Origin of the sequence: Ensifer meliloti (assembly GCF_030064585.1) — a bacterium.
Lineage (GTDB): Bacteria > Pseudomonadota > Alphaproteobacteria > Rhizobiales > Rhizobiaceae > Sinorhizobium > Sinorhizobium meliloti.
In genome coordinates, this window is record NZ_CP120366.1 from 292,878 (window position 1) to 318,185 (window position 25,308).

A 25,308-nucleotide genomic window follows, 5' to 3' on the forward strand; every position below is an offset into this window, starting at 1 on the left:
CAATGGACCTTTCAGTAATCGATTGTTTCGTGAAGGTAGCGGATGCAAGGTCTATTTCGGCAGCGTCGCGCCTTCATCGCTTGCCGAAGTCGACCCTTAGCCATCGCATCCGTCAACTGGAAGACCAATTCGGTGTCGAGCTGTTCGTACGCGAGGGCCACCAGCTGCACCTGACCGATGCCGGCTCGGAACTCCTGCGCCATGCGCGGAAGATCCGGACGAGCTGCGACGATGCCGCCACCGCAATGGCCGAGATGCATAAGGAGGTGGCGGGGACGCTGCGCGTCGGCTCAACGGGCGAGTTCGGCACGACCGTCACCTCCGAATTGCTTTACGCCTTCCAGAAGACCTATCCGCAGGTCATCCTCGACGTCGTGTTCCTCTCCGCCCGCCAGCCGTTTACCGACGTTTCCGACATGGCGCTGGATGGTATCTTCCATTGGGGCGAGCCATCCGACGTTGATTACGTCAGCCGCCGGCTGGCAACGGCTTCCTACGGCCTCTATGCCAGCCCTGATTATTTGGCACAACACGATCAACCGGCAAACGAAGACGAACTGGCGCTGCACCGGGGTCTCATCTTTCGCAGCACGACGAGGTTGCAGCCGTGGTACCTTTCGCGACCGGGCGGGTCGGAGACGGAAATCCTGCTTACTGCCGCGCTGACAGCGAACGACTACTGGACCCTCAAATATTTTGCCGTCGCCGGACAAGGCATCGCCTATCTTCCGGGCTTCTTTGTCGAAACGGAGTGCCAGAGCGGGCTTTTGGTGCCCGTCCTTTCGGAATGGCGGTCGCGCGAAACGGCAATCAACCTTATCTATTCGCGGCGCCGGCACGTTTCTCGCCGATTCAAGGCCTTTGTGAGGTTTTGCATGGAGTTCTACCGCCGACGCGAACGGGACCAGATCCCGCGCTATTTCGTCGAGAAGATCGCGCGCGAATAGCTTTAAATGTCGAGCGGCGGGATCAGCATTGCTCGCTCCCAAGGCGACCGATGCCGCCCACACCATTGTCTCCAAGCGGCAAAAAGGACCTCCGACGTCGCCTTGGCGCGTCAATGTCGGTATTCGCATCGGCGACGGGACTCGGCCTGGGCACGCCCCATGCGAAAAGATCCCGGTCACTGACTGAGAAAGCCCGCGGGTCGACTCTCAGGACACCCGGAGCTTGTGTCAATCCTGCGTAGCCGAGATGCGCCCGAGCGGCGTCCCACCGTAGGCACCACTTGCGGAAGGCAACGACGGACACAAGCAATTCGCTATAGCGAGCTCTCGGCGTCGCAGTCCGCTCGCCCGAGCACCTGGAGAAGCCAGACGAGACCGGCTCGCCCGATAGGCAAGCCAGACCCGACGACGTCTCTCGTCGATATCGGATGTTTCCCCTGGCGAGCACAAAGGGTCGGCTCCGGCAGAGTGCGAAATGACACCAAAGGAGGCTTCGCCGTCTACTGTCCAGCCTAAGCTGCATGGCTTCAGTTGACAGCGGATACCTCAACCGCTGTCAAACATTGATCACTTTGCCAGATAGTCACTGGTCGAAACCACCTGTCCGTACCCGAAGGCCAGAGCGGACATATATGCAGCATGGACCTTCGCGGCCGGCACGACCTCGCCTTGGAACTCGAGGTCGCGCGTAGCGCAGGCGTCTTCAACGACCGTCGTCTTGTAGCCGAGATCGGAGGCTGCTCTGGCGGTCGCATCGATGCACATGTGGCTCATCGCGCCAATGACTGTCACTTCATCGACACCGGCAGAAGACAGCAGGTCGGCCAACTCGGTTTCGCGAAATGAATTGGGGTATCGTTTGGTGACAACCGCTTCACCATGCTGCGGAGCGATGCTGGGAATTATCTCCGCTCCCTCCGTGCCCGACACGAAGAACGGTGCATCGGCTGGGCTCTCGTGGCGGATATTGACGACGAGATCACCGGACCGACGAGCCGCGTCGACGACGCGTGCTGCGTTTTCAAGTGCTGTGTCAATGCCCACCAAGGGAAATTTGCCTGTTGCCAGGTAGTCGTTCTGCAGGTCAACGACGATGATCGCACGCTTGCTCATAGGATATCCTTTCCAGACTATGTCTTGAATTAACAGATCGCGCTCGACCATATGAGTGGCATAATTGACAAATACAGGGGCGGTATGGACAGCATGGAAGATACATTGGAGATCGGAATCCTCCGTTACGACGGCGCTCAAGCCGCGGCTGTATTGGGCATGACTGATCTTCTGACCGCCGCCGCAGGCATCGCTCGCCAGCGGCACGGCGTCAGTCATCCTCTTCGCGTAAGTCATTGGACGCGAGCAACCGGTAAACGCGCGCCTGAACGGGTTTTCTCGTCCGATCCGGTATCGCTAGGTGACCGTCCGACTGTTATTGTCATCCCTCCGGGCCTCGGCGATCCGCTACCGGAGAGGGAGGCGAGGTACTATGCAGACTGGCTTCGCTCTGAACATTCGAAGGGCGCGGGCCTGTGCTCAATCTGCAAAGGCGCCTTTTTGTTGGGAGAGACAGGACTCCTTGCGGGGCGCACGGTGACCACCCACTGGAGCTATGAGGAGCACCTTGTCTCGCGTTTTCCCGACATCAATGTAGACACGGACCGTCTGATCATCGATGACGGCGACATCCTGACCGCCGGCGGCGTAATGGCATGGATCGACCTCAGCCTGATACTGATCGAGCGTTTTCTCGGCCCGACGATCATGGTCGAAACAGCAAGAGCCTTCCTTGTCGACCCGCCCGGCAGGGAACAAAGCTACTACAGCGCCTTCTCTCCCCGTCTCAATCACGGTGACGATGCGATCTTGAAGGTTCAACACTGGCTTCAGGCCACCGGCGGGAAGGACACGGGCCTTGCCGTGCTGGCAGAGCATGCAGGGTTGGAACCGCGAACCTTCATGCGGCGATTCCAAAAGGCAACCGGTCATACGGCCGGCGAGTATGTCCAGCGTTTGCGTATCAATAAGGCACGCGACCTGCTCCAGTTTACGCGCGATCCTGTCGATGCCATCGCCTGGAAAGTACACTACAGTGATCCGAGCTCCTTTCGGAAAATCTTCACCCGTATCATTGGGCTAACCCCTGCCGAGTATCGTCAGCGTTTTGCTTCGCATCAATTGTCACCTGGAACTTGATGTTGTCAGGGCGCAGTCGACGCCGTCCCATCAGCACAATCCGCTTCTCGGTCGATCCGAGCAACAGCCGCGATGATGATCATTGGCTGCATATCGGAGGGGCAGTTATGCTCGGATTGCTGAAACCTCTCAGCGGGGGTATTTCCATTGCTCGCTTTTGGTCACGGCGGAATAGCAATAGTCGGGAGAGCGTTGGTCAAGAGGTCGCGGGCGAGTGAAGTAGCTGTTGACGATGTCACAGTCCGATCGCCAATGCCCAGCCGGACCCAGAGGCCATCGATGAGGGCAGACATTGACAAGGATAGTCGCTCGGCTTGCGAGTGTGGAACCAATGAACGAAACCCCGACATCAGGTTCGAATGCATCCGCGCATGGAAAATACTCTGCAACCTTGCCAGTTGGGGCTCTCGCGGAGCCTCAGCGCATAGCGACAGCCACGCGTGCCCGTGCGGCGGTTTGAAAACGTCTTCACCAAGGTTTGCTTCGACGATTGCCCAGATGCGTTCGATAGGCGAGCGGGCCTTCTTTAGCCGTCTCACGACGTCATCCCTCAGGCCCGCATTTGCCTCGCGCATCGCCTCTTCGAACAGCTCCTGCTTGTTTCGGAAATAGTGGAGGACAATACCTTTCGAGGCTCCGGCTTCTTGAGCCACTTTTTCCAACGTCGTCCCGGCGGCGCCCTCACGCCTCATGACTTCCACGGCGGCACGCCGCAGTTCCCGCCTCCGGATATCGCTGATTTTTGTAAGTGCCATCACATGCTCCTGAACCGTTATTGACAAATCGAGCGCCGAGTTCAAGTGTTGTCCTATTGGTCAGTATGTAGACCGATGGGTAAAATATGAGGGAGAACGATGACAAACACCATCCTGAAATTGGCATTGGCAATCGGTTTGCTGGTCGCGGCCGGGCCTGGATTCGCGACGGAAATTCCCGTTCCGACGCAGACGGAATGGGCGGCGGCCAAGAAGACCGTAGACCTGCCAAACGGCATCAAGCTGGCATACTCCGAAATGGGCAACGTAGAAGGGACGCCCCTACTGCTCATTCACGGCTATACTGATAATTCGCGAAGCTGGTCATTGGTCGCCCCGTATCTGAAGAACCATCATATTTACGCCATCGACCTTCGCGGCCATGGGAAATCGAGCGCCCCGGAGTGCTGCTACACGTATCTCGATTTCGCAAACGACGCGTTCCTCTTTTTGGAGGCGATGAAGATTGAGCAGGCCGACGTGGTCGGGCATTCGCTCGGATCGCTGACCGTTCAGATGCTGGCGGCGCAGCACCCCGAGAAGGTCAGAAAGGTCGTTTTGATCTCTTCGACACTCAACACGGGCGGCGGGCCTGGCACTTGGCTTTGGGATAATATCAAGCCGCTCCAGCCGCCTATCGATCCAAACGGCAAGTTTATGACGGACTGGTACTGGAACCCGAACCCGGTTGACGAGAGGTTCATCAAGCCTGAGCGTGAAGAGAGCGCTGCCGTGCCCATCCACGTTTGGAAGGGCGTCCTGTGGGGTACGACGACAGGTGATCTCAGGAAGATATCGTCTTTGATCAAAGCGCCCGTCATGATTTTCTGGGGGGATCAAGACCAGTTGATGGACGCGCCGCAGCAAGCGAAGCTAAAGGCGGCGTTTCCGGAAGCTCGCTTTGAAACCTTCCCGAGCGCTGGTCACAATATGTTTTGGGAGCGGCCCGAAAAGGCCGCCGAACTAATCAATTCATTCCTGTCGGAGTGACATTCGAACGAGGTTACGCCGTTAAGGGAAAAGTCGGAAGTGAAATGATCTCGGCGGAGCGCCGAGATCACCAAAAGCTCGCCTCATCGTCGTAAAGCTGCAGCTTGGTGTCGTGGCGGTCGGCGGGTTTGGAGACTGACAAAAAGGGTAATCCGCCGACAACCGCCGGCGGATCATAGTTTTACGAGTCAGAGCGACGATCTCACCTTCTCCGCGATTTCGGGAGAAAGCCACTTTGTCCAAATCTCGGGGTTCTTCTCCAGGAAGTATCTTGCAGCATCTTCGCCGGTCGCCTGGTTGTCGGTCATCCAGGCTAACAGGCTGTTCAGCGTTGCGTTGTTCCAGCGCCGCGTCTTCAGGTAATCCATCGCCGCACCGGCACGCTCTTTGAACTCGCGAGTGACGAGTGTCTCCACCTTATCGGTCGGCCAATCGTTTACCTTCGGATCTTCGCAATCGACCACCGTGTTGCAACGCGTCCATTCCGCTGCGTTGTGTGGGGCGTCAAAATCAAGCTTGACCATTGGGTATTTGCCGAGCAACGAAGTGGGTGACCAGTAGTAGCCGAACCAGCCGATCTTCCGTTCGTAGTTCTTGGCGATTGAACCGTCCAGACCCGCCGCCGAACCAGGATCAACCAGCACGAAACCTTTCGCGTCCCCTTCGTAAGCCTTGTAGAGCTGGCTGGTTGTAGTCGATGCGCCCCAGCCCGATGGACCATTGACGACTGCGCCTTTCGAACTGTCCTCTGGAGCCGGGAAGAGTTCCGGGTGCCTCAGCGCGTCGGAAACCGTCTTGATCTCCGGATGGGCGTCGGCAACGTACTTTGGGATATACCAGCCCTGGATTCCGCCATCGCTCAGCGCGTTGCCAGCCGATATCAGCTTCCCTTCGGCAACGCCTCTCGAGACAATCTCAGGCAAAGCATTGAGCCACGCCTCCGGCGCAATGTCGGGCTCTCCCTTTTCAATCATCGACGTCATGATCGAAACGGTGTCGCCGATGGTGATTTCCGCCGAACACCCATATCCGTTTTCAAGAATGATCTTGTCGAGGTTCGCCAGGACATCGATCGACTGCCAATTCATATTGGCGATAACGACCTCGCCACATTCCTCCGCGAAAGCACCCTGTGTCAGGCTGGCAAGGCCAACGGCAAAACAGGCAGATGCGAGCAATTTCCCAAACATTCTGGTTCCCCTTGAACTGCGGCCTCTCCTCGGTTCGGCCTCACAGCGTGACCGCAGCCGCTGTGGCCGTAATAAGGACCCTGACGAACCCTCCCTTCCCTTCGGGAGACTGCTCGAACGCCGGGCCCTATTCGCGTATATGAGAAAACGGCCGATTGGCTGAGGTTCTGGCCCGCCGACCGTGTCAATTCTCGTGTTATGTCTGCATGCTGACGAACACAGATTTGAGCTGGGTATAGTGGTCGATCGCGGCACGCCCGTTTTCGCGCCCGATGCCTGATCGCTTAATTCCGCCGAACGCCATGCCGGCGGGCGTCAAGTTGTACGCGTTGATCCATACGGTTCCGGCTTCGAGCTCAGCCGCCAATCTATGGGCACGAACGAGGTCTCTCGTGAAAATGCCTGCCGCCAACCCGAAGTCCGTTGCATTGGCTCTTGAGACGACATCTTCCTCGTCATCGAAGTCCAGGACGGCCATGACCGGACCGAAGATTTCTTGCCGAGCAATCGTCATCCAATCCGTAACATTCGTGAAGACCACGGGCTCGTGCCAGGCATCCCCTCGTGGAAGCTTGCGCGGAGGCGTCACTTGATATGCTCCCTCAACCTCGGCGCGGGCGACGTAGGCGGCAACCCGGTTGCGATGGGCGGCGCTGACTAGCGGCCCGATGTCGGTATCCTCGTCCATCGGATTACCAATCTTCAAAGCCGCGACCCGCTCCAGCAAGCGCGCAAGGAACGCTTCCCTTATCCCGCGCTGCAGGAAGACGCGCGTACCGTTGGAGCAGATCTGGCCGGCCGAATAAAAATTCCCGAGAATTGCGCCGCTGACGGCTGCCTCAACATCTGCATCGTCGAAGACGATCAGCGCAGACTTTCCACCAAGCTCCATCGTTACTGGCCGGATGCCGGCCATAGCGGCCGAGGCGACCCTCGCGCCAGTGTTGACCGAGCCTGTGAGAGAGACTTTGGCGATCGCCGGATGGACGGCGAGCTCAGCCCCAACATCACCGGCGCCTTGCACAACATTGAAAACGCCGGGAGGAAGCCCCGCTTCAGTCAGAATTTCCGCGAGCTTGAGCGCTGACAATGGGGTCACTTCCGACGGCTTGAATATCATGGCATTCCCGCAAGCAAGCGCGGGGGCTGCCTTCCAGGCCGCAATCTGGATGGGGTAGTTCCAGGCGCCTATTCCGAGACAGACCCCAAGCGGCTCCCGCCGAGTGTAGACCCAATCTTCGCCGAACTGGATGCTGTCTCCCGAAAGTGTCGCCGCGATTGCGCCAAAATACTCGAGGCAATCGGCACCGCTGGCAGCGTCCGCCACCAGGGTTTCAGAAATTGGCTTGCCTGTATCGTGCGTTTCGAGAACCGACAGTTCCCTGTTTCGCGTCCGCAGGATGTCAGCGGCGCGACGGAGGACGCGACCCCGCTCCGCCGGGTCTTTCCGAGCCCATTCTTTCTGCGCCCGTTTCGCCGAGCCAATTGCCTTCTCGATGATGCCGGACGTCGCGCCGTGCAACCTGGCAATGATCTCACCATCCACCGGATTGATGGAGAGGATCTCAGGACCGGTGCGATCCTCCATGAAGGTGCCGTCGATAAAATGTGAAGCGGCCGGCTGACAGAGCGGCGTCGCCATTTCGCGAGTTTGATAACTTTGCATAGGCGACGCCCTTTATCGCTAAACGTGAACGAAGATGTCTTCGCTTTCGAGGGAAACCGGGAATGTGCGGGCTTTCACACGGGGATCGACCAGGAACTCGCCCGTCCGGATATCGAATTCCCATCCGTGCCAAGCGCAACGGACCAACTCACCTGCCCGCTCATAAACAAACTCAGCCTTGTCCGTCTGTTTCGTGGTTCCGCAAACGGGTCCTTGGCAAAGCGCTGCTCCCTTGTGGGGGCACACGTTCAGAAGCGCGTGATATCCGTCCCCAACCCTGAAGATACCAAGCGACAAATTCCCGAGTTTGATGATCTTGGCAGCATCGGCAGGAACCTCCGAAGCCTTGCATGCAAACTGTTTTGAAGCCATTACCCGTCTCCTTACTCTGCTGCGATCGCGGCCGGCCGCGGAATGCGCCGGTAAACGTCGAGCGCGTTCAGGCCGAGTACCTTCTCGCGCCAGGCAGGGGGAATGTGCAGCTTCGTGACGTCGTCATAATCCCAATGCGGATAGTCGGACGCGAACAGCAGTGTGTTTTCCCCGTCCATCGCCTCCAGGGTTGCCCAAAGGTGCTGCACATTTTCCGGCTGCTCGAGAGGTTGGGTCGACATGCGAATGTTCGATTTGAAATACTCCGAGGGCAACCGCTTCAGCCAAGGTGTTTCCTTGCGCAGTGCCTTATAGTTAGCATCCAGTCTCCATAGCACCGACGGCACCCATGCCACCCCGCACTCGATGATCACGACCTTGAGGCTTGGCCATTTCTCAAAGACGCCTTGGGCGATCAGCGAAGCCATATGCGTCATTGCGGACTGCGGAAGTATCGCATGGGTTTCCCAGAAGAACGTCGACGGTCCTGCTCCGATAGGCGTCGAGTTCACACCACCCTGACCACCAAGGTGCATGGCGAACGGAAGCCCCATTTCGGCGCAAGCCTCGTAAATGGGATGGTAGAATGGGTCGCCGTAGGGCCGCTGGGCGCCATGGCTTACCAGAACCTGGACAATTCTCGGATGCGAGCCGAGACGTCGGATTTCCTCAGCTGCCAGTTTTGGGTCCTGCGGGGCAACAATGATCGACCCCCAGAACCGACTGTCCTTCGGTAGCCAGTAATCGATCATGTAGTCGTTGTACGCCCTACAGAGCGCATTGGCGTAGTGGGCGTTTGCCAAGGTAGACGCTTCGATCGGCTCGTCGCCGGTCAGGATCGCCACATCGATATTGTACTTATCGAGGTGTTTTTCCTTCATGAGCGCGTAATTGTCGTCTTCCTCGACCGGGTTGACGTCATGCCGCGAAAATCCCTCTGGGTGAAACCAGGGGCGGTGGCCGTGCGGAAATGCGCCGCGTGGGCCGGTCTTTTCGCCGCGAACGAACATGTCCTTGAAGAAGCCATCCATGTACGGCTCCAGGACGGTCGCGCTGCACCAGTAGTTATGGCAATCGCTATCGACGATGAACAAGATATTTTCCCTCCCCAAGTGGGTCGAAACTCGATGCGCGTGAATGACGCAGCGACATAGGACAACAAATTGCTCAATCGATAAACGGCGACAAACTAGGGTTATTGATCGTAAACTGCGATCGAACTACGGGAGCGTTCCTGGGACGCGTGATTGGGCTCTCTCTGTCGGCCTTTTCGTGGGCAAGACGCTGCAGAAATCCCGTAAGACCTCACGACAGCTCACGGGGGGAGCGTTCCGACGGCCTGGCGCTTCTTTCCGGGCAGTCGTATTTCATTGTGATGTCGACGCGGGCAGTGCCTGGGGACGTTTGCGGTGCAATTAAACCCCTGATGATCGCATTTTACGATTGAAAAGAGGGTTTTGCCCCGCTCAATCCACTTTGCGGAGCTTGATATAACTGTGGCACAGAGTCAGAGGTGCCCTTTATGCTTATGGAAACAAGCTTTCCCTTCTCCCTTTCCGCAGCCAACCAGCAACCATGCTACCGCGGAGGTTCGGCAACATTGGTGTGCAAAGCCGTGATCGACGAGACGCATGATAGCAAAACGTTCGTGCTTGAAGACAGCCAGAGCAGGAGCTTCGATTTCAAACCCGGGCAATATATCAGCTTCAAATTCGAGATCGAAGGTAAGCTCTCCCCCCGTGCCTATTCCATCTGTTCAACGCCTACCCGTCCTCACAACGTCCAGATTACCGTCAAGCGCGTGCCTGGCGGGCTGGTGTCTAACTGGCTGAACGACCACATGCGCCCCGGTATGTCCGTCGAAATTGCCGACATAGCCGGCCGCTTCAACTATTTCGATATTCCCTCCCGGAAGCCGCTTTTACTCTCCGGCGGCTCGGGCGTGACACCGGTGATGTCGATGCTGCAATACATCACCGACGTCGTCGATCAGACCGACGTTGAGTTCGTCCATTTCGCACGGACCCCGAAAGACATTATTTTTCGAGATCAGCTCGAATTCATCGCCAGGCGTTTTTCCAACATCAAGGTTCATATGGTGGTGGGCGACACCGGCGAAGAAACTTGCTTCCGTGGGAGGATGGGAAAGATAAGTGCCTCTTTAATGCAGTCGCTTGTTCCGGACCTTCCGCAACGCGAGATTTTCATGTGCGGACCGGAAGGCTTTATGAAAGCCGCTCGCGCCATGGCGGCAGAGGTGCCGATCCGGGCACTACACGAGGAAAGCTTCGGCGAGAGGATTCCGATCGAAGAACCGGACAAGTTAGGTGGCGAAGTTTACTTCTCACTCTCTGGCAAACACGGAACCTGCGCGCCAGGGGAAACAATTTTGGAAGCCGCACTGAACGCTGGTATCTGGATCGAGAGTTCCTGTCACCAAGGCGTTTGTGGAAGCTGCAAGGTGAAATTGACGCAGGGAGAAGTGGACATGCAGGATCTTGGCGGTTTGCCCGGGTGCGATAGGTCTGAAGGATACGTCCTAGCCTGCTGCAGCCGCCCAGTGGGCTCCGTATCCATCGACGCATGAGAACGGACGCCGGCGGCAGCGTTTGAGGATCTGAAGCCGGTCTCAGGCATCCTTCACGTTCGAAATCTTGAAATGGCGATCTGCAACGCTTTTCAGCGCAAGGATCGCGCGGTGCACCAACGGATCGTGTTTGCGACGCCTCTGCGTCGCCACATAGACCGGCTGATGGATGTCGGGAGCATCCTCAACGACCGTGGCCGAGACACCGGAACTTGCGAGATAGTCGAGGGCATGCTCCGGGAGGTAGGTCGTACCGCCGAAGCGCTTCATGATGCCGATGGCCAATTCTTCGAAGCCCACCGTTAAAGCCGGATGGGCGAGGTGGGGCAGGAGTTCGGCGTGTGCACGCTCGATATAGGCTGTGTAGCATGCGCGGATATATCGGTCGGCGGTGACATCGGCCACGTTCGCGAATTCGGTGGATACCATCACCAGCCGCTGGGCACCAATCTCCTCGATGCTGAGGTCAGGAAGGAATTTAGGAGCGAACACGACTCCGATATCGGTCGCGCCATTGGTCAGATCAGCGATGATCTGCATCGAATAATCCGCCTCCAGGTGCAGCGCGACGTGCTTGTTGATCGCGTGCAGTTCGCCGATCCAGTCCAGAAAGAGGGTGCGCATCAAGCTGAACTGACCGGAGACCCTTAACGAGCCTTCGTAGCGCTCCAGCCCTCCGATGTCCCGGCGTGCGTGCGCCCAGCCAGCCTTCAGCGCCCGCGCATGCTGTTCAAACCGAAGACCGGACGGTGTCGGTATCGCACCCGCCCGCCCGCGCTGGAAAAGCTTCGCCCCGACAGCCTGTTCGAGCGCCTTGACGCGACCGCTGATGGTGGACTGCGTCGTTTCCAACCGCTCCGCGGTGCGATTGAAATTGCCGGTCGCTAGCAGGTCAAGGAAAGTGTCGATGAGATCCAGATTCATTTTCGATCGGAGATCGCGATTGATAAGTAAGCTGCGACCGCGTTTATCACATCGAAAAAATGTTGTCATCTTGGATTGCGCCGGCATTGAGCTCGGTCGTTTTCGGGGGATTTATGTTCAGCATCGATTTTGACTTCGTGTGTGTCCGGGCTGCGATTTGACGGATGCTTAATCAAACGGAACAGCTCGCCCCAGCGACTACGCTTAGCCAAAGCTTGAGGAAGTTCGCAGCTGCGCATTTTCCAGGCTTTGCCGTGGCGGTACTGATCGCGATTTCGGCGCAGTTTCTTTCCGATCACTATGGGGCGCCGGCAACGTTGATGGCTCTTCTGTTGGGCATGTCTCTCAGTTTTTTGTCGGAAAGTGGTACCAGGACAGCCCCGGGCATTCATTTGACTGGTCGTGTCGTGCTTCGTTTCGGTGTGGCATTGCTGGGTGCGCGGTTATCGTTGGGGGTTTTGAGCGACCTGGGGCCAAGTCTGCTCTGTCTGGTAATAGCCGCGCTTGCGTCCACAATTTTGTTCGCCATTGTCGTTGGCAAAATCGCCCATATAGATTGGCGACTGTCACTTTTAACGGGAGGTGCCGTCGCAATTTGCGGAGCTTCGGCGGCCGTGGCTTTGAATGCCGTCCTTCCCCCGCGACAGAACAGCGACCGGGATCTCGCCTTGACGATTGTGGCAATAACGCTCCTGTCGACATCAGCGATGGTGCTCTATCCAGTGCTCGCGTCCCATCTGCAGTTCGACGCCAAAGAGTCCGGCGTGTTCATCGGTGGAACGATCCACGATGTTGCTCAGGTCGTAGGTGCCGGCTTCGCGATGTCGGATGAGACTGGTCAGATTGCGACACTGGTCAAGATTGTCCGCATAAGCCTGCTTGCGCCAACGATAATTGCCGTATCGATCTTGGTCACAGTGTTGGGAGCAGGCGCCGGTCAGAAGCCACAAAAATCGGGTCAGGTGATACCCGGTTTCGTCCTCGGATTTGCATTCCTCGCAGCCCTCAAATCGATGGGATTTCTGCCGGCAGCAGCGGGCGACGTCGCTAACGATCTTTCGCGTTGGTTACTTCTAACCGCGCTGGGAGCCGTCGGCTTGAAAACGTCCGTAAAGGAGTTCGCTAGCATCAGACCGTCACACGTCACGCTCGCATTGCTGGCAACCGTATTTCTTGCGGCCTTCATCGTGGTTGGCCTCGTCTGGTACAGGGGATAGCCGATTTGAGCCGCGTCTTTCACCCTGCGCAATGCCCTTTGGAGAGTCTCTGTGGGGACTGCCCAAGTATAAAGAACAACTCGGGAAGCGTTCTCCGCCGCCACGCTTCTCGGTAGCCAAGCCTTAAAGGTAGGCATTCAGGGCACCGTTCGGCAGGACATACTGATTTCAAAGACACGAGCTACCCGATGGACCTGTTTCGCCAGAATGTGCCGGCCTTTGATGAAGTGGTGGTGCGCGAACGTTGGTCAATGCCCTGGTCAAGGATTGGAGACATTCACAAATAGGTTGGGCTGGAAATCTCACGTCCCGGATCCGAAGAAGCGTCGAACAGTTGGCTAGGAATGGAAGAGGTTGTGTGCGTCAAGTTCTGCAAAATTGGGCGGTCATGCGTGCTGGTCATGCGGCTTGACGGAGTGCGAGTTTCTTGTGCTCTCGCAGGTCGTCCATGTTGATGTAGCGATTGGCCTCCATCCAGTTTTCGTGGGTTTCGACGGCGAGCGCGCGGACGAGGCGTAGGCAGCTCTCGGTGTTGGGAAAGATGCGCACGACGTAGGTTCTGCGGCGGATTTCCTCGTTGAGGCGTTCCAGCATGTTGGTGCTCTTGAGGTGCTTGTGATGCTGGCGCGGCAGACGAAAGAAGGTCAGCGTCTGCTCGATGGTTTCCTCAACCCAGGAGGTCAGGCGCGGATAGCGGACCGACCATTTTCCCAGCCACGCGGCGAGATCGGCCTTCGCCTCATCAAGGTCGCGGCGATCATAGAGCCATCGAAGCTCCTGCAGGCAATCGTCGCCATGTTTGCGCGGCAGGTGATCGAGGGCGTTCCTGAGGAAATGCACGTAACAGCGCTGCCAGGCAGCTTCCGGGATCACCTCGCCAATTGCCGCGACGAGACCGGCATGGTCGTCGGAGACCACCAGTTCGACGCCCTTCAAACCGCGCCCTTTCAGCCTGACGAGGAAGTCCTTCCAGGCGGAACGGCTTTCACGGCCGGCCATCTCGACCGACAGGATCTGCCGCCGTCCGTCCCAGTCGATGCCGACAGCGATCAACACCGCCTGGCTCATCACCACACCGGCCTCGCGCACCTTCTCATAACGGGCATCGAGAATCAGGTAGGCAAACGGCTCTTGAAGCGAGCGCTCGGCAAAGGCCTTCAGGCTCTCGTCCAGCCGCTTGTTGATCGCCGAGATCGATGACGCCGAGAAGGCATGGCCGCACAGCTCCTCGGTGATCGCCTTGACCTTCCGCGTCGACACCCCTTGCACATACATCTCCGCCAAGGTTGCCACCAGCGCCCGCTCGGAGCGCTGATAGCGTTCGAACAATTCGGTGGAGAAGTGCCCCGAGCGATCCTGCGGCACCCGCAGCTCGAGCTTGCCCACCCGCGTGATCAGCGTGCGGCCATAGTGGCCCGAACGGTAGCCGAGCCGCTCCGGCGTGCGCTCGCCTTTCGCAGCTCCCAGCGCCTCGTCCATCTCCGCTTCCAGCACCTCCTGCATCACCGTGCGGATCACCTCGCGCAGCCCATCGGGGTTCGAAAGCAAAATGTCTTTGACGGCGGCGCTGGCTGTCTTACCTTCAGTCTTGGTCATGGTGGCGTTCCTTCCAGGGAATCAGGTGACGTCAACATCACCAGCCTGCCATGACCGCCTCTCTCAGTGAATTTGCAGAACCTTCAGCACACTACCATGGAAGATTGAAGCCGGAGGGTGTTCGGAGTGGTACACGCAACAGACTCCCTTGGTTTGGCGCAAACAGAAGCCTGTCCAGTAATCATGGCCAAAATCTTGCGCCAAACCGACACAATGATCGCCATAAATCTTTGAAATGCTGTGATTCCCATTTGGCTCACTCAACCTCTTGAACCAAGAACTGAGCCAAACAGGCTAAGCTGGAGCCCGTCGTTCCGTCGACGATCGATCGGACAAATCGAGATAGCGAGACGAGTGACGAAGTGGCTCGGAATCTCGAAGACGCAGCTGTTCGCCTTCCGGGTCATACATTATGCGATTTTCACGTCTCTTTCCCAGTACCAAGCGACATACATCTTCCTGCGATCATGTTGCCGAGCTTTGAGGAAGGTCCTGATAGCTCGTATGTCACTTCTTTCGCACGCAACCCAAACAAACGTTTCGTCATCGACGGCCGATATCGCTGCTTTCGCCTCGGACACGAGAATATCGGCAGCATCTCCCGGGTAGCTCCCCCTGTGCAACCAACGCACGTCGAGCACGCCATCAGTCAGAAGCGGCTGCTCTTCCGCCTTGTTCTCAACCTCAATGATGGCACGTATATGCGTTTCCGCCGGAGCTTCGGCCGCAATCCGTGCTATGGCTGGTAGGGCGCTCTCGTCGCCGATTAGTAAAATCGATCGCTCCGCTGGCAGACCGCCTGCGCCTGGACCTAGCAGGGCGGCCACGTCTCCGGGCTGCGCATCGCGCGCAAAGTCTGCACCCGGAGTCGGTACGCCAGGAGCGGGATGCTGCAAGAAATCGATCCACAACTCGCTCCGATCCAAATCGACGGCGCGGATGGTATAGACACGAACCAGAAGCTCGTTCTCGCCTTCCGGCCACGCGATGCGGCCGTCTTCCCGGTAGCCGGGCCAGACCGGCGGCTTGCCCTTCGGCGGCACCAGCAGTCGGACATGCATGTCGCTTCCCACAAAGGGCGTTACATCGACGCAGGAAAAGATCACGCGTCGCATGTGCGGAGTGACGTCGTGCGCCGAGACGACTGTCACCTCATGAAGGTTCGGCAGCACCGACAAGGACGTCGGTTCCGACCAGGTCAATTCGAAAGGCTGGCCGTCGGCAAAATAGAAAAGATGTTCCGCCAGGATCGTGCGGCTCATGTGCAGCATTTCACGCGTCGGGCAGTCGAGCTCGATCAACAAGCGCGCGTTTTCGATGCTGATGCGCGCGACACCGAGCTCGCTCTGCAGCACCGCCAGGTCGTCTATCCGTTCGACCTCGGCGTGTTCAACAAAATGCTCGCAGATCTCGTCGAGCATGTCAGCGGCGCTGCCGGGGACGGCTACGCCGGACAGCTTGAAAGAATGAACTGCGTTCATGCGCTCCTCTCCTTTTGTGGTGCATCGCCCATGTCGTCGATGACGGCCATCCGGTGTCGCCCGATCGGCAACATGATTGGCCGGCCCGACGTGGGATCGCTGATGACGCGACTATCGAGGCCGAAAACATGCCGCACGGTCTCTTCAGTGAGCACCTCTTCCGGAGTGCCTGAAATGTGCACGCGCCCACCGGCAATCGCCACGAGATGGTCGGCATAGCGGGCAGCAAGGTTGAGATCGTGCAGCACCATGACGACGGTCGTTCCACGCGTGCTGTTGAGATCGGTCAGCAGATCGAGCACCTCGATCTGATGGTTGATGTCGAGAAAGGTCGTCGGCTCGTCGAGCAGCAGGATCTCAGTCTGCTGCGCGAGTGCCATGGCGATCCAGACCCGCTGCCGCTGGCCGCCGGAGAGCTCGTCGATCGGCCGTTCGGCAAGGTCGAATGTCTTGGTCGCCGTAAGCGCACTGTCGACCGCCTCGTCGTCTTGTCGCGTCCAGCGAGAAAACAAGCTTTGATGCGGATGCCGTCCCCTGCTGACGAGGTCGACCACGGTAATCCCTTCCGGCGCGATAGGCGATTGCGGCAGCAGACCCAGCGTCCGGGCGAGGTCTCGCGGCGGCGTCCGGTGGATGGATTTGCCGTCGAGGAGAACTTGTCCCTTGCTGGGCGCGATCAACCGCGAGAGCGCGCGAAGAAACGTGGACTTGCCACAGGCATTTGCGCCGACGATCACCGTGATCTTGCCCGGGGGAATGGTGAGGTCGAGCGCATGCAGGATTTCGGTTTTGTCGTAGCCGGCCGTCAATCCGCTGGCGACGAGCAGATGATCGGTCATAACGACCCTCCGATCCGATTGATGCGAACGATGAGGTATATCAGGTAGGGTGCGCCAAGCGCCCCGGTTACGACGCCTACAGGGTAGCGGCTCGGCAGAAGGTGCTGCCCGACGTAATCGGCGGCAAGCACGAGAACGGCGCCAGTCAGTGCAGACGGGATCAGCACCGAGCCATTGTTTCGTACGATCCGGCCGGCGATTGGTCCCGACAGGAAAGCGACGAAGGCGATCGGTCCCGTTGCCGCGGTCGCCGATGCGATCAGTCCAACCGCCGCTACAATCACCAGCATCCTTGTATGCGAGACTCTCGTTCCAAGGGCGGCCGCCGTATCGTCGCCCAGCCGCAGTGTCTCGAGATCGCGACCGCGACCGAGCAGTAGCCCGCCGAAGAACATGAGGGCAAACAGAAGCGGCAGCGCCTGGCCAAGCTGAGCGCCGTTGACGCTGCCAGTAAGCCAACGCGTCGCTTCCTGCAAATTCCAGGCAGGCGCCGATTGAAGGATATAGGCGATAACACTTTGCAGCATGGCGGAAACGCCAATACCGACAAGGATCAACCTGGTGCCGGCGACCCCGTTGCGGAAGGAAAGGCCATAGACGAGCAGCGCCACGCCAAGCCCCGCTACAACAGCGATAACCGAAACCATCGGACCGGTCATGGACAGGACTACAATGGCGAAAACGGCAGCCGCCCCAGCGCCGGAGGTAATCCCGATGATATCGGGACTGGCGAGCGGATTGCGTAACATGACCTGAAACGCCACGCCGCCCAGTCCAAAGCATAATCCTGTCAGGATCGACAGCACGGCGCGCGGCAATCTCAGTTGTCCCACCGTGAAGGATGCGCCCGACACCGGTTCACCGAGGAGCACACGCAGAACATCGCTCGGCGGCGTAATGGATTGCCCAATCGACAAGGTGACGGCGAAGGTCACTGCGACCAGGGTCAGCAACGTTGCGAGAATGGCAGCGTGCCTGCGCGCGCTTTTGCGACGGTGTGCGATCACGACATCAAGAGTGGACGAGGGAGCTGTCACAGGTCCCTCACACGCTGGCGCCGGACGATCCAGATGAAGAATGGCGCACCGATCATCGCGGTGACGATGCCGACGTCGATCTCTGCGGGGCGCGCGACGATTCGCCCGAGAACGTCCGCCGCGAGCAGGAGACACGCGCCTGCGAGCGTCGAAAAAGGCAGCAGCCACCGATGGTCCACGCCAATCAACAGGCGGCAGAGATGTGGTACGACCAGCCCGAGAAAGCCGATTGGCCCGCATATGGCGGTCGTCGCACCACAGAGAAGGATGGCGCCGAGGGAAGCAACGGCGCGCGCGGTTGCGACGCTTTCGCCGAGCCCGGTCGCAAGCTCGTCACCGAGTGCAAGCGAGTTCAGTTTTCTGGCCGACGACAGGCTGATCACGAATCCTACAAGCAGAAACGGCAATGCGGGAAGGATGCGCTCGTAAGTCGCGCCGCCAACACCACCGATCTGCCAGGAATGAATACCACCTGCAATATCGCCACGCGGCAGCACGACGGCGATAACCATCGACGCAAATGCGACCGACGTTGCCGCACCTGCGAGCGCCATTTTCAGAGGGGTCGCGCCGCCTCTGCCCAGAGAACCTATGGCGTAGACGAAGATCGCGGCGCACCCGGCACCCAGGATCGCCACCCAGATGTACGCATACAGCGACGACATCCCGAACCAGGCGACGCCGACGACGACCGCGAGCGATGCCCCCATGTTGACGCCGAGAATGCCGGGATCCGCAAGCGGATTGCGGGTCACGCCTTGCATGATCGCTCCGGCCAAGCCGAGAGCGCCCCCGGCAAGCAGGGCCAACACGGTCCGCGGAATGCGCAAAGCAACCGAGGCGCGATCGATGTTATTCTGTGCACCGCCCAGTGCCGCGGCGACATCGTCCCACCCGACATTGCGCGTGCCGACCGTAACGGAGGCCGCAAGCAAGACCATCAGGAGCGCGAAAAGCGCTGCAAGCAAAAGACTCCGCATCCGGTTGGAACGGGACACGGGCGACCAACGCCCGTCCGATGTCTTGATAATCCCGGCGGTCATTGCGTCTTCTTGACTGCCTCGCTGAGCAGCTTCACGTAGTCCTTCAGGACCCATCTGATAGACAGTGGCGTGGGATTTGCGGCATTGCCGACCGCGTTGTTGCCTAGCATGACAATCGATTCTCGAGCGACGGCAGGCATATGCATCATCAGCGCGTTGGCCTTCAAAGCATCGAAAAGCGTCCCGTCTCCGTATGTAACGAGAATATCGACATCGTCGAAAGCATCGATCTGCTCGGCGCTGACGGAACCAGAGAACCTTCCGGGTTGTGATGCCTGCACCACGCTTTTCGGCGACATGAGCCCGAGATCGCCAAAAAACCTGACGCGCGTATCGTTGGTCGTGTAGAAATTGACGACGCTGAGGTCCCATGAGCTGAGATGGGTAATGAACATCGCCGATTTGCCCTTGAGTTCGGGATGTCCATTAACCGTACGGGCAATCTCAGCCTCGATGCTGGCTATAAGCCCTTCCCCTTCCGCAGCCATCCCGAGGCCGGCGCTGTTCAACCGGATCGTCTCCCGCCAGTCGGTCGACCAGGGAGCCTGCGGATAGGCGATGACAGGTGCAATATCACTCAACGTGTCATAGTCGGCCTGGCTGAGGCCCGAATAGGCAGCAAGGATGACGTCCGGTCGCGTGGCGGCGACCGCCTCGAAATCGATGCCATCGCCCTCGTCGAAAAGCACCGGCTTTTCAGCCTTGAGTTCACCGAGCCGTGCGTCGACCCATGGCAGAATGCCGTCACCGTCGTCATCGCCGAAGTTGGCGCGCGCCATTCCAACCGGAACGATGCCAAGAGCCAGCGGCACTTCATGGTTCGCCCAGGCGACAGTTGCAACACGCTCCGGCTTCTGTGCGATGATGGTGTTGCCGAAGGCATGCTTGATGGTGATGGGATACGAAGTACTCTCGGCAGCGAACATAGTGTCGTGCCGGCCTGCCCAAAGAAGGGCTATGACTGCCAGTACGGCGAAACGAAACAGCCTCATCGCCACACTCCATTCAACGTTTAAGTTGACCCCAAGTCTCAGCTTAATTAAGCGGCGTCAACGGCAAAGCAGCCGATATCCAGAAAGTGCGTGGAGATTTCCGGCGAATCGTACAAAACCGGGGAAACATACAATACTAGACAAAACGGCTCCAGTTAATAGCGGTTCGTGGGACAACGACTTCAAGCCGGGGCCGGTTGAGCGAAGCTTTCATGCTTAGCGGACGGCCAGACGCGAGGCAGTTCGGCCACCTCAAAGGGGTTTGAGGCCCGCTTTCAGCACTTACGTCAATTGGAACATGAACATGAACATCGATCAGACTGGCCGCTGGCCAACGAGGATACCGCTTCGTTCACGAAACGCATTTCTGTTGGGCTGCACAGCATTTTTTGCTTTAACGCCTGCTCTCTCGTTTGCACAGGACGCAGTCACTGAAGGCGACACAACGGTGCTGGAGACGATTGTGGCGCGCGGCGCTGGCGGCGGAAGCGTTCTCAATACGGATGCCGATTCAACGTCGATCGTCGCCACCGAAACGACCGGCGCCGGCAAGATGCCGACCGATATCCTGGTAGCCCCTGCCTCGGTTTCCGTCATCACCTCCAAAGAAATCGAGGAACGCGCCGCCGACACCATCGAGCAAGTCGTACAATACACGGCAGGGGTGGTGACCGACTTTTATGGTTCGGACGACCGCTATGACTACTTCGATATTCGCGGCTTTACTCCGTATACGTATCGCGACGGCTTGGCGATCGGCAGGACCTTTGCAGGGGCCAGGGAAGAGCCCTATGCTTTCGAGCGCATTGAGGTGTTGAAGGGCGCCAGCTCCTCAGGCTTTGGAGCGGCGGAACCCGGTGGATCGGTAAACTATGTCACGAAAACACCGAAGAGCGATCGTTTCGGTGAAGTCTATGGCACGGGCGGCTCGTTTTCACATAAGGAACTGGGATTTGATTTCGGTGACAACCTCACAGCGGACGAAACCCTATCGTACCGTTTGACCGGCAAGTTTCAGCGCTCGGATGCGGAATATGATTATTCTCAGGATGACGAGAACTTCGTCATGGGCGGCGTGACGTGGCGCCCCACTGACGCGACGAGTCTGACATTTATCTTCGACCACCTCGACAAGGACGGAGTTCCCGGTAGCGGTGGCCACCCGCTCGGGACTGATTTCGACAGGGATCAGTTTTTTGGGGAACCGGACTATTACTTCAGCGAGACGAACCGCAATAGCTACAGCGTCCTTTTCGACCACGATTTCGGCAACGGCTTGAGTTTCAGTTCCAACGCCCGCTACAGCAACCTGAACGACGGGTTCGGCAGTGCCTATATCGGGAGCACACCAACCGATGGCTCGACCGTGGCGGGTCGCTATTTCTTCGGAAACGAGAAATCGACCGACCAATTCGTCATCGATGCGCACCTGGTTTACGAAGCAAGTCTCGACAATGTGGAAAGCCGAACACTTTTCGGTGCCGACTACAACAAATACGAGTCGGACAGTGCCAACTTTTACGCGCCTGCGCCTTCAATCGATTGGGAAGACCCGATCTATTCAGGCGGGCCGGGCGCGATGGCGCCTTATGCCAGCACGAACAACGACCAGCAGACCAATGCCATTTATCTGCAGCAGGACTTGACCTTCTTCGATAAGCTCACCGTGAGCTTTGGCTTGCGCAATGATTGGCTTGATCTTAGCGAGACAAATCTCCTTGCAGGCACCAGGCGGGCTGGCAACCACAGGGAATTTACGACGCGGATCGGCGCGAGCTACAAGGTTACCGAGGAACTGGCGCCCTACATCAGCTACGCCGAGTCGGCCGCGCCACCTGCCGCAGGTAGCGATCCTACGACGGGTAAGCAGTATGAAGTCGGGATCAAATATCGTCCGGATGCCTTTCCGGCCATGTTCACTGCGTCCGTCTACGACCTGACGAAGGGCAACATTACCGTTTTTGATCAGGTCACCTATCTGCCGCAAACCGTCGAAAAGGTCAGACATCGTGGTTTCGAACTCGAAGCCAAGGCGGAAGTAACCAACAATATCAGCGTGATTGCCGCCTACAGCTACATCGATTCCAAGATCGAAGAACCTGGCGGCGCAAATGATGGCAACCGCCTGATGCGTGTTCCCAAGAATATGGCCTCGGTGTGGGGCACTTACACGTTGGAGGGCGACGGCGCGCGGGGCGACATGTTGTTCGGGCTCGGGGCTCGCTACACGGACGCCTATTACACCAGCATCACTAACACCACATCGTCGGAGAGTGCAGTCGTCTTCGACGCAGCCTTCACCTACAAGATTCAGGAAAACACGACGTTCCAGCTGAACGTCAACAATTTGTTCGACGAGAAACACGTCGCGAGCAAGGACTCCGGGGCGGTCTACTACAATCCCGGGCGCAGCATTCTCGCGACCCTGCGCCAGAGTTGGTAAGGCAAGTCAGCCCGCCCACGACTCGCCGCGGTGGGATCTCTACGATTGCCGGAATTGCCGCATCCGCCGCCAAGCCGCGGGAGTTTCGCCAACGATCTGGCGGAAGACCTTCGTCAGGTGTGCCTGATCGGCAAAGCCGAGCTGCGCGGCGATGCTGGCAACTGGGAGGTCGCTTTCGCCGAGCAGCTTTTTCGTAAGCTCGACTCGCTTCGCGAGTTGCCATTGCAGGGGTGTGATGCCCATTGTTTGCTTGAAAACGCTTGCAAACCAGCTTTCGGACAGGCCAACGACGGCAGCCATATCGGCGACAGACATACGATAATCACCAAGCGCGTCAATATGCGAGACGAGTTTGTTTATCTGTGCCTGTGTCAACCTGCCGCCGGCCCTTTCCTCCCTCTCGGTAGGAATATCCAGAAGCCCCGCGATGATGCTGCCTATAAGGCTCTCTGCATAGACTGCATGCTTGGTAGGGCTCTTTATTTCGTCGGCCAACAACTTCGCCAACGCATCGATTGCCGCCACGTTTTGGAGCTCCACTGGACAGCGTAATGCCGTTTGCGCTGCGGAGTTCCCGACCGATGGAGCCAGAAACCGCAACACCCGATCCTTATGAAGGTGCAGGTTAAGGTGGCTGAAGCTATGCGTCTTCCGACTGCCCGTCCACAACGGGACACCAGCAGGAACATACACGGCACGCGCCATGGGGCGCGAATTCCTCGCTAGATCATTGTCCTGGTTCGAAATGCGAACGCTCGACGAGACGTCGTTGAAGAAAAACATGATGCGCGGATCGTCGGCGAGATAATAGCCACTGGCACCGGCTTGACTTTCCGCCTCCCACAGGACGCTGACCATCCCATCGTATTGGCGCCATTGGACTGGCGCTGTGACCCGAATGCCTTCGGTTTTCCAAGACATGGAATGCCAGAAGCCCATTTGTAGATCAGTTCTTCCTCTTCAAGGTGCCAGATGTCGGTGCTCGCAGGGAAATTGCACTGTCGTTCGGCGCCATCCACATCTCAAGGCCAAGTAAGTTGACTCGTATTCTCATTTTATTTGCAAACTGGCAAGCTGGGCTTCTATGGAGCTCAAAAGTGGAATCAAAAAGTTACCTGAAAGGCAGTTCGGATCTCGGTACCCGCTTGAAGATCTGAACCGGATAAAGCAGACCTGCGACGCTTTCCACCATCTTGACGTTGAGCTCAGCGCTGGAATGGACGCTCGATCTGCCCAACCACAGTTTCGGAGGAAGGTCAGGGGGGTGTCGACGCAGCCCGATCAGAAACATTCCCGGCTGCATCTCCTTTGGTTCAAATTGGGACAAGCTGGGGGTGATTTCTCTGCTCACTGCCGAGAAGTCCTGATGGGGACTTCACGCTTTGAAATGAACGGTCACTTAAAATGACTTCCCATAACGCGTCAGGGCGGTCATGTGATTATAGATGTCTGAGCCACCGCTCGACTACAACGGACCAAAGAGCTGACTGTATGGAAAACCCGGTCGCATTGAACCGCATCGCCGAAAACAGCGTCTTTCGTAAAGGTGATGTTTTCGTCCTCTTCGGTGAACTATTCGGTCGCGGATATGCGACCGGCTTGCTCGACGAAGCCCGGCGCGCTGGAATGGAGATCGTGGGCATCACGGTCGGGCGGCGCGACGAGAACAACGCACTTCGGCCTTTGAACGCCGAGGAACTCTCTGCCGCCGAGGAACGACTGGGCGGCAGGATTATCAACATACCTCTTATGGCCGGGTTCGATCTCGACGCTCCGACAGGAGGCCCCACTCCGACGGATCTCCTCGCAACAATGACGCTGGAGAGCTGGGAACTTGAGAGGCTCGACTGGGGCTACATTGAGCAGTGCCGGGACATCGCCACCTCACGGTTCACCAATGCGCTTTCACAGGTCATGGCCGTTCTCGACGGCATGATTGCCGAGGGCCGCAATGTCTTCTTCGCCCATACAATGGCCGGCGGCATCCCGAAAGCGAAGGTATTCCTGGCGGTCGCCAATCGAATCTACAAGGGACGTGGTCCCCGCCACATGTCTTCGCAAGCGCTGCTCGACAGCGAGATGGGCAAACTCATCCTGCAGAATTTCGACGAAGTCACCGCAATCACCTTTCGACATCTTATCGACTTCAGCGCGGGGATCCGTGAGCGCGTAGAGGCATCTGGTGCTCAGGTCCGGTACACCGCCTACGGTTACCATGGAACGGCAATCCTGATTGACGGGAGCTACCGTTGGCAGACCTACACCAACTACACCCAGGGTTACGCCAAGATGCGCCTCGAATGCATCGCGCAAGAAGCCTGGGCCGCGGGTGTCAAGGCAACCGTCTATAACTGTCCCGAAATCCGGACCAATTCCTCCGACGTATTCACGGGTATCGAACTTCCGCTGATACCGCTGCTACTCGCCTTGCGGAAAGAGAACGGTGGCCAATGGGCAGAAGACCAATGGCAGGCATGTCAGGAGCTTTTGGCAGACGGCTTCACAATGAAGGATGTGTTCCAGAAAATTGCCGATATGCAGGTCAACGAAGTCATGCGCCCGTTTTACGACTTTTCGGCGTGGCCGATGGCGAACAGCCAAGCGCAGGCCGATCTGACCATCGGCACGTCCAACGAGATCACGCAGATGCATCGGGACAGCAAGGCAATGATCAGCGACCTCCTGAGTGCTCTCGTGGTGGAGGCGACCGGGCAGCTGATTTTTGGCGCGTCCTCAGATCCCTCCGGCCCCATCCAGTGGCTCAACCACGATATCGTGGCGCGCCGACTCAACGCTTCCCACCTGCAAAGGAAGGCTCCCGCACCGTTGCTCGCGCAAGCGGCGAAAGACTCTCAGCTTGAGTTGGCCTGACAGCGTCCCAATCTAACTCGCTCCACTAGACCACGCGCCAAATCCAGCGGCAAAGACGGCGGTTCTAACGACTGCGTTTATGGCGAATGGCGATCCAGGCGCAGGCACCTGCATCACGATCGGCGGGGGCGTCCGCCCACCATCACCTCCGACAGCTTGTGTGTA

Annotated in this window: 21 protein-coding genes; 7 read left to right on the forward strand and 14 right to left on the reverse strand. The window is 58.1% G+C overall.

Features of this window, described 5'->3' with window-relative positions; genetic code table 11:
* Window positions 1-2: 2 nt before the first annotated feature.
* Entirely contained in the window at window positions 3-947 is a 945-nt protein-coding gene (locus PZL22_RS25775; RefSeq protein ID WP_088198345.1) for a LysR family transcriptional regulator, read from the forward strand.
* A gap of 567 nt (window positions 948-1,514) precedes the next feature.
* Here the strand turns inward: PZL22_RS25775 and PZL22_RS25780 are convergent.
* Entirely contained in the window at window positions 1,515-2,060 is a 546-nt protein-coding gene (locus PZL22_RS25780; protein WP_088198346.1) for a cysteine hydrolase family protein, read from the reverse strand.
* A gap of 51 nt (window positions 2,061-2,111) precedes the next feature.
* On the opposite strand from PZL22_RS25780, the gene PZL22_RS25785 reads away from it, so the two are divergent.
* Window positions 2,112-3,140 (forward strand): GlxA family transcriptional regulator, encoded by a 1,029-nt coding sequence (locus tag PZL22_RS25785; protein ID WP_164820639.1) that lies wholly within the window; start codon window positions 2,112-2,114, stop codon window positions 3,138-3,140.
* 161 nt (window positions 3,141-3,301) lie between these two features.
* On the opposite strand, the gene betI is transcribed toward PZL22_RS25785, so the two are convergent.
* Complete coding sequence (gene betI, locus PZL22_RS25790) at window positions 3,302-3,895, reverse strand: choline-binding transcriptional repressor BetI (RefSeq protein WP_088198347.1); 594 nt, start codon at window positions 3,893-3,895, stop codon at window positions 3,302-3,304.
* 99 nt (window positions 3,896-3,994) lie between these two features.
* Here betI and PZL22_RS25795 point away from each other — a divergent pair, with 99 nt between their 5' ends.
* Window positions 3,995-4,885 (forward strand): alpha/beta fold hydrolase, encoded by an 891-nt coding sequence (locus PZL22_RS25795; RefSeq protein ID WP_088198348.1) that lies wholly within the window; start codon window positions 3,995-3,997, stop codon window positions 4,883-4,885.
* Window positions 4,886-5,073: 188 nt separating this feature from the next.
* Here PZL22_RS25795 and PZL22_RS25800 read toward each other — a convergent pair whose 3' ends face one another.
* The 4 genes from PZL22_RS25800 to PZL22_RS25815 form a co-directional block, all read right to left on the reverse strand.
* Entirely contained in the window at window positions 5,074-6,075 is a 1,002-nt protein-coding gene (locus PZL22_RS25800) for an ABC transporter substrate-binding protein (protein WP_088198349.1), read from the reverse strand.
* Between the two features lie 196 nt (window positions 6,076-6,271).
* Window positions 6,272-7,741, reverse strand: a complete 1,470-nt coding sequence (gene betB / locus PZL22_RS25805; protein WP_088198350.1) for a betaine-aldehyde dehydrogenase — start codon at window positions 7,739-7,741, stop codon at window positions 6,272-6,274.
* An 18-nt stretch (window positions 7,742-7,759) separates the two neighbouring features.
* Window positions 7,760-8,113 (reverse strand): Rieske (2Fe-2S) protein, encoded by a 354-nt coding sequence (locus tag PZL22_RS25810; RefSeq protein WP_088198351.1) that lies wholly within the window; start codon window positions 8,111-8,113, stop codon window positions 7,760-7,762.
* Window positions 8,114-8,124: 11 nt separating this feature from the next.
* Window positions 8,125-9,207, reverse strand: coding sequence for an amidohydrolase family protein (locus tag PZL22_RS25815; RefSeq protein WP_284718775.1), 1,083 nt, complete (start codon window positions 9,205-9,207; stop codon window positions 8,125-8,127).
* A gap of 428 nt (window positions 9,208-9,635) precedes the next feature.
* On the opposite strand from PZL22_RS25815, the gene PZL22_RS25820 reads away from it, so the two are divergent.
* Window positions 9,636-10,700 carry an FAD-binding oxidoreductase gene (locus tag PZL22_RS25820; RefSeq protein ID WP_088198353.1) on the forward strand — a complete coding sequence of 355 codons (1,065 nt, stop codon included), beginning with the start codon at window positions 9,636-9,638 and terminating at the stop codon, window positions 10,698-10,700.
* A 42-nt stretch (window positions 10,701-10,742) separates the two neighbouring features.
* Here the strand turns inward: PZL22_RS25820 and PZL22_RS25825 are convergent, their stop codons facing one another.
* Window positions 10,743-11,624, reverse strand: a complete 882-nt coding sequence (locus PZL22_RS25825) for a LysR family transcriptional regulator (protein ID WP_088198465.1) — start codon at window positions 11,622-11,624, stop codon at window positions 10,743-10,745.
* A gap of 164 nt (window positions 11,625-11,788) precedes the next feature.
* Between PZL22_RS25825 and PZL22_RS25830 the strand changes: the two genes are divergently transcribed.
* Window positions 11,789-12,841, forward strand: a complete 1,053-nt coding sequence (locus PZL22_RS25830; RefSeq protein ID WP_088198354.1) for a YeiH family protein — start codon at window positions 11,789-11,791, stop codon at window positions 12,839-12,841.
* Between the two features lie 399 nt (window positions 12,842-13,240).
* On the opposite strand, the gene PZL22_RS25835 is transcribed toward PZL22_RS25830, so the two are convergent.
* The 6 genes from PZL22_RS25835 to PZL22_RS25860 form a co-directional block, all read right to left on the reverse strand.
* A complete protein-coding gene (locus tag PZL22_RS25835; RefSeq protein WP_088197378.1) occupies window positions 13,241-14,437 on the reverse strand; it encodes an IS256-like element ISRm5 family transposase in 1,197 nt (398 codons plus the stop codon).
* Between the two features lie 410 nt (window positions 14,438-14,847).
* Window positions 14,848-15,918, reverse strand: a complete 1,071-nt coding sequence (locus PZL22_RS25840) for a DUF2218 domain-containing protein (protein ID WP_127525039.1) — start codon at window positions 15,916-15,918, stop codon at window positions 14,848-14,850.
* The gene (locus tag PZL22_RS25845) at window positions 15,915-16,757 is read right to left on the reverse strand and encodes an ABC transporter ATP-binding protein (RefSeq protein WP_088198356.1); all 843 of its coding nucleotides are present in this window, start codon (window positions 16,755-16,757) and stop codon (window positions 15,915-15,917) included. The genes PZL22_RS25840 and PZL22_RS25845 overlap by 4 nt, the downstream gene beginning before the upstream one ends.
* Complete coding sequence (locus tag PZL22_RS25850) at window positions 16,754-17,794, reverse strand: FecCD family ABC transporter permease (RefSeq protein WP_088198357.1); 1,041 nt, start codon at window positions 17,792-17,794, stop codon at window positions 16,754-16,756. The genes PZL22_RS25845 and PZL22_RS25850 overlap by 4 nt, the downstream gene beginning before the upstream one ends.
* A complete protein-coding gene (locus PZL22_RS25855; RefSeq protein WP_164820638.1) occupies window positions 17,791-18,837 on the reverse strand; it encodes a FecCD family ABC transporter permease in 1,047 nt (348 codons plus the stop codon). The genes PZL22_RS25850 and PZL22_RS25855 overlap by 4 nt, the downstream gene beginning before the upstream one ends.
* Window positions 18,834-19,829, reverse strand: coding sequence for an iron-siderophore ABC transporter substrate-binding protein (locus tag PZL22_RS25860; RefSeq protein ID WP_153491764.1), 996 nt, complete (start codon window positions 19,827-19,829; stop codon window positions 18,834-18,836). Before PZL22_RS25860 ends, PZL22_RS25855 begins: the two co-directional genes overlap by 4 nt.
* Window positions 19,830-20,133: 304 nt before the next feature.
* Between PZL22_RS25860 and PZL22_RS25865 the strand changes: the two genes are divergently transcribed.
* Window positions 20,134-22,272 carry a TonB-dependent siderophore receptor gene (locus PZL22_RS25865; protein ID WP_284718776.1) on the forward strand — a complete coding sequence of 713 codons (2,139 nt, stop codon included), beginning with the start codon at window positions 20,134-20,136 and terminating at the stop codon, window positions 22,270-22,272.
* A 39-nt stretch (window positions 22,273-22,311) separates the two neighbouring features.
* On the opposite strand, the gene PZL22_RS25870 is transcribed toward PZL22_RS25865, so the two are convergent.
* A complete protein-coding gene (locus PZL22_RS25870; RefSeq protein WP_010967926.1) occupies window positions 22,312-23,211 on the reverse strand; it encodes a helix-turn-helix domain-containing protein in 900 nt (299 codons plus the stop codon).
* Between the two features lie 552 nt (window positions 23,212-23,763).
* Here PZL22_RS25870 and PZL22_RS25875 point away from each other — a divergent pair.
* Window positions 23,764-25,143 (forward strand): enoyl ACP reductase FabMG family protein, encoded by a 1,380-nt coding sequence (locus PZL22_RS25875; RefSeq protein WP_010967927.1) that lies wholly within the window; start codon window positions 23,764-23,766, stop codon window positions 25,141-25,143.
* Window positions 25,144-25,308: the final 165 nt, after the last annotated feature.

Coding starts and splice junctions, on each gene's coding strand:
- PZL22_RS25775 (WP_088198345.1), top strand. CDS start 3: ATGGACCTTTCAGTAATCGATTGTTTCGTGAAGGTAGCGGATGCAAGG.
- PZL22_RS25780 (WP_088198346.1), bottom strand. CDS start 2,060: ATGAGCAAGCGTGCGATCATCGTCGTTGACCTGCAGAACGACTACCTG.
- PZL22_RS25785 (WP_164820639.1), top strand. CDS start 2,112: ATGAGTGGCATAATTGACAAATACAGGGGCGGTATGGACAGCATGGAA.
- betI (WP_088198347.1), bottom strand. CDS start 3,895: ATGGCACTTACAAAAATCAGCGATATCCGGAGGCGGGAACTGCGGCGT.
- PZL22_RS25795 (WP_088198348.1), top strand. CDS start 3,995: ATGACAAACACCATCCTGAAATTGGCATTGGCAATCGGTTTGCTGGTC.
- PZL22_RS25800 (WP_088198349.1), bottom strand. CDS start 6,075: ATGTTTGGGAAATTGCTCGCATCTGCCTGTTTTGCCGTTGGCCTTGCC.
- betB (WP_088198350.1), bottom strand. CDS start 7,741: ATGCAAAGTTATCAAACTCGCGAAATGGCGACGCCGCTCTGTCAGCCG.
- PZL22_RS25810 (WP_088198351.1), bottom strand. CDS start 8,113: ATGGCTTCAAAACAGTTTGCATGCAAGGCTTCGGAGGTTCCTGCCGAT.
- PZL22_RS25820 (WP_088198353.1), top strand. CDS start 9,636: ATGCTTATGGAAACAAGCTTTCCCTTCTCCCTTTCCGCAGCCAACCAG.
- PZL22_RS25825 (WP_088198465.1), bottom strand. CDS start 11,624: ATGAATCTGGATCTCATCGACACTTTCCTTGACCTGCTAGCGACCGGC.
- PZL22_RS25830 (WP_088198354.1), top strand. CDS start 11,789: ATGCTTAATCAAACGGAACAGCTCGCCCCAGCGACTACGCTTAGCCAA.
- PZL22_RS25835 (WP_088197378.1), bottom strand. CDS start 14,437: ATGACCAAGACTGAAGGTAAGACAGCCAGCGCCGCCGTCAAAGACATT.
- PZL22_RS25840 (WP_127525039.1), bottom strand. CDS start 15,918: ATGAACGCAGTTCATTCTTTCAAGCTGTCCGGCGTAGCCGTCCCCGGC.
- PZL22_RS25845 (WP_088198356.1), bottom strand. CDS start 16,757: ATGACCGATCATCTGCTCGTCGCCAGCGGATTGACGGCCGGCTACGAC.
- PZL22_RS25855 (WP_164820638.1), bottom strand. CDS start 18,837: ATGACCGCCGGGATTATCAAGACATCGGACGGGCGTTGGTCGCCCGTG.
- PZL22_RS25860 (WP_153491764.1), bottom strand. CDS start 19,829: ATGAGGCTGTTTCGTTTCGCCGTACTGGCAGTCATAGCCCTTCTTTGG.
- PZL22_RS25865 (WP_284718776.1), top strand. CDS start 20,134: ATGAACATCGATCAGACTGGCCGCTGGCCAACGAGGATACCGCTTCGT.
- PZL22_RS25870 (WP_010967926.1), bottom strand. CDS start 23,211: ATGGGCTTCTGGCATTCCATGTCTTGGAAAACCGAAGGCATTCGGGTC.
- PZL22_RS25875 (WP_010967927.1), top strand. CDS start 23,764: ATGGAAAACCCGGTCGCATTGAACCGCATCGCCGAAAACAGCGTCTTT.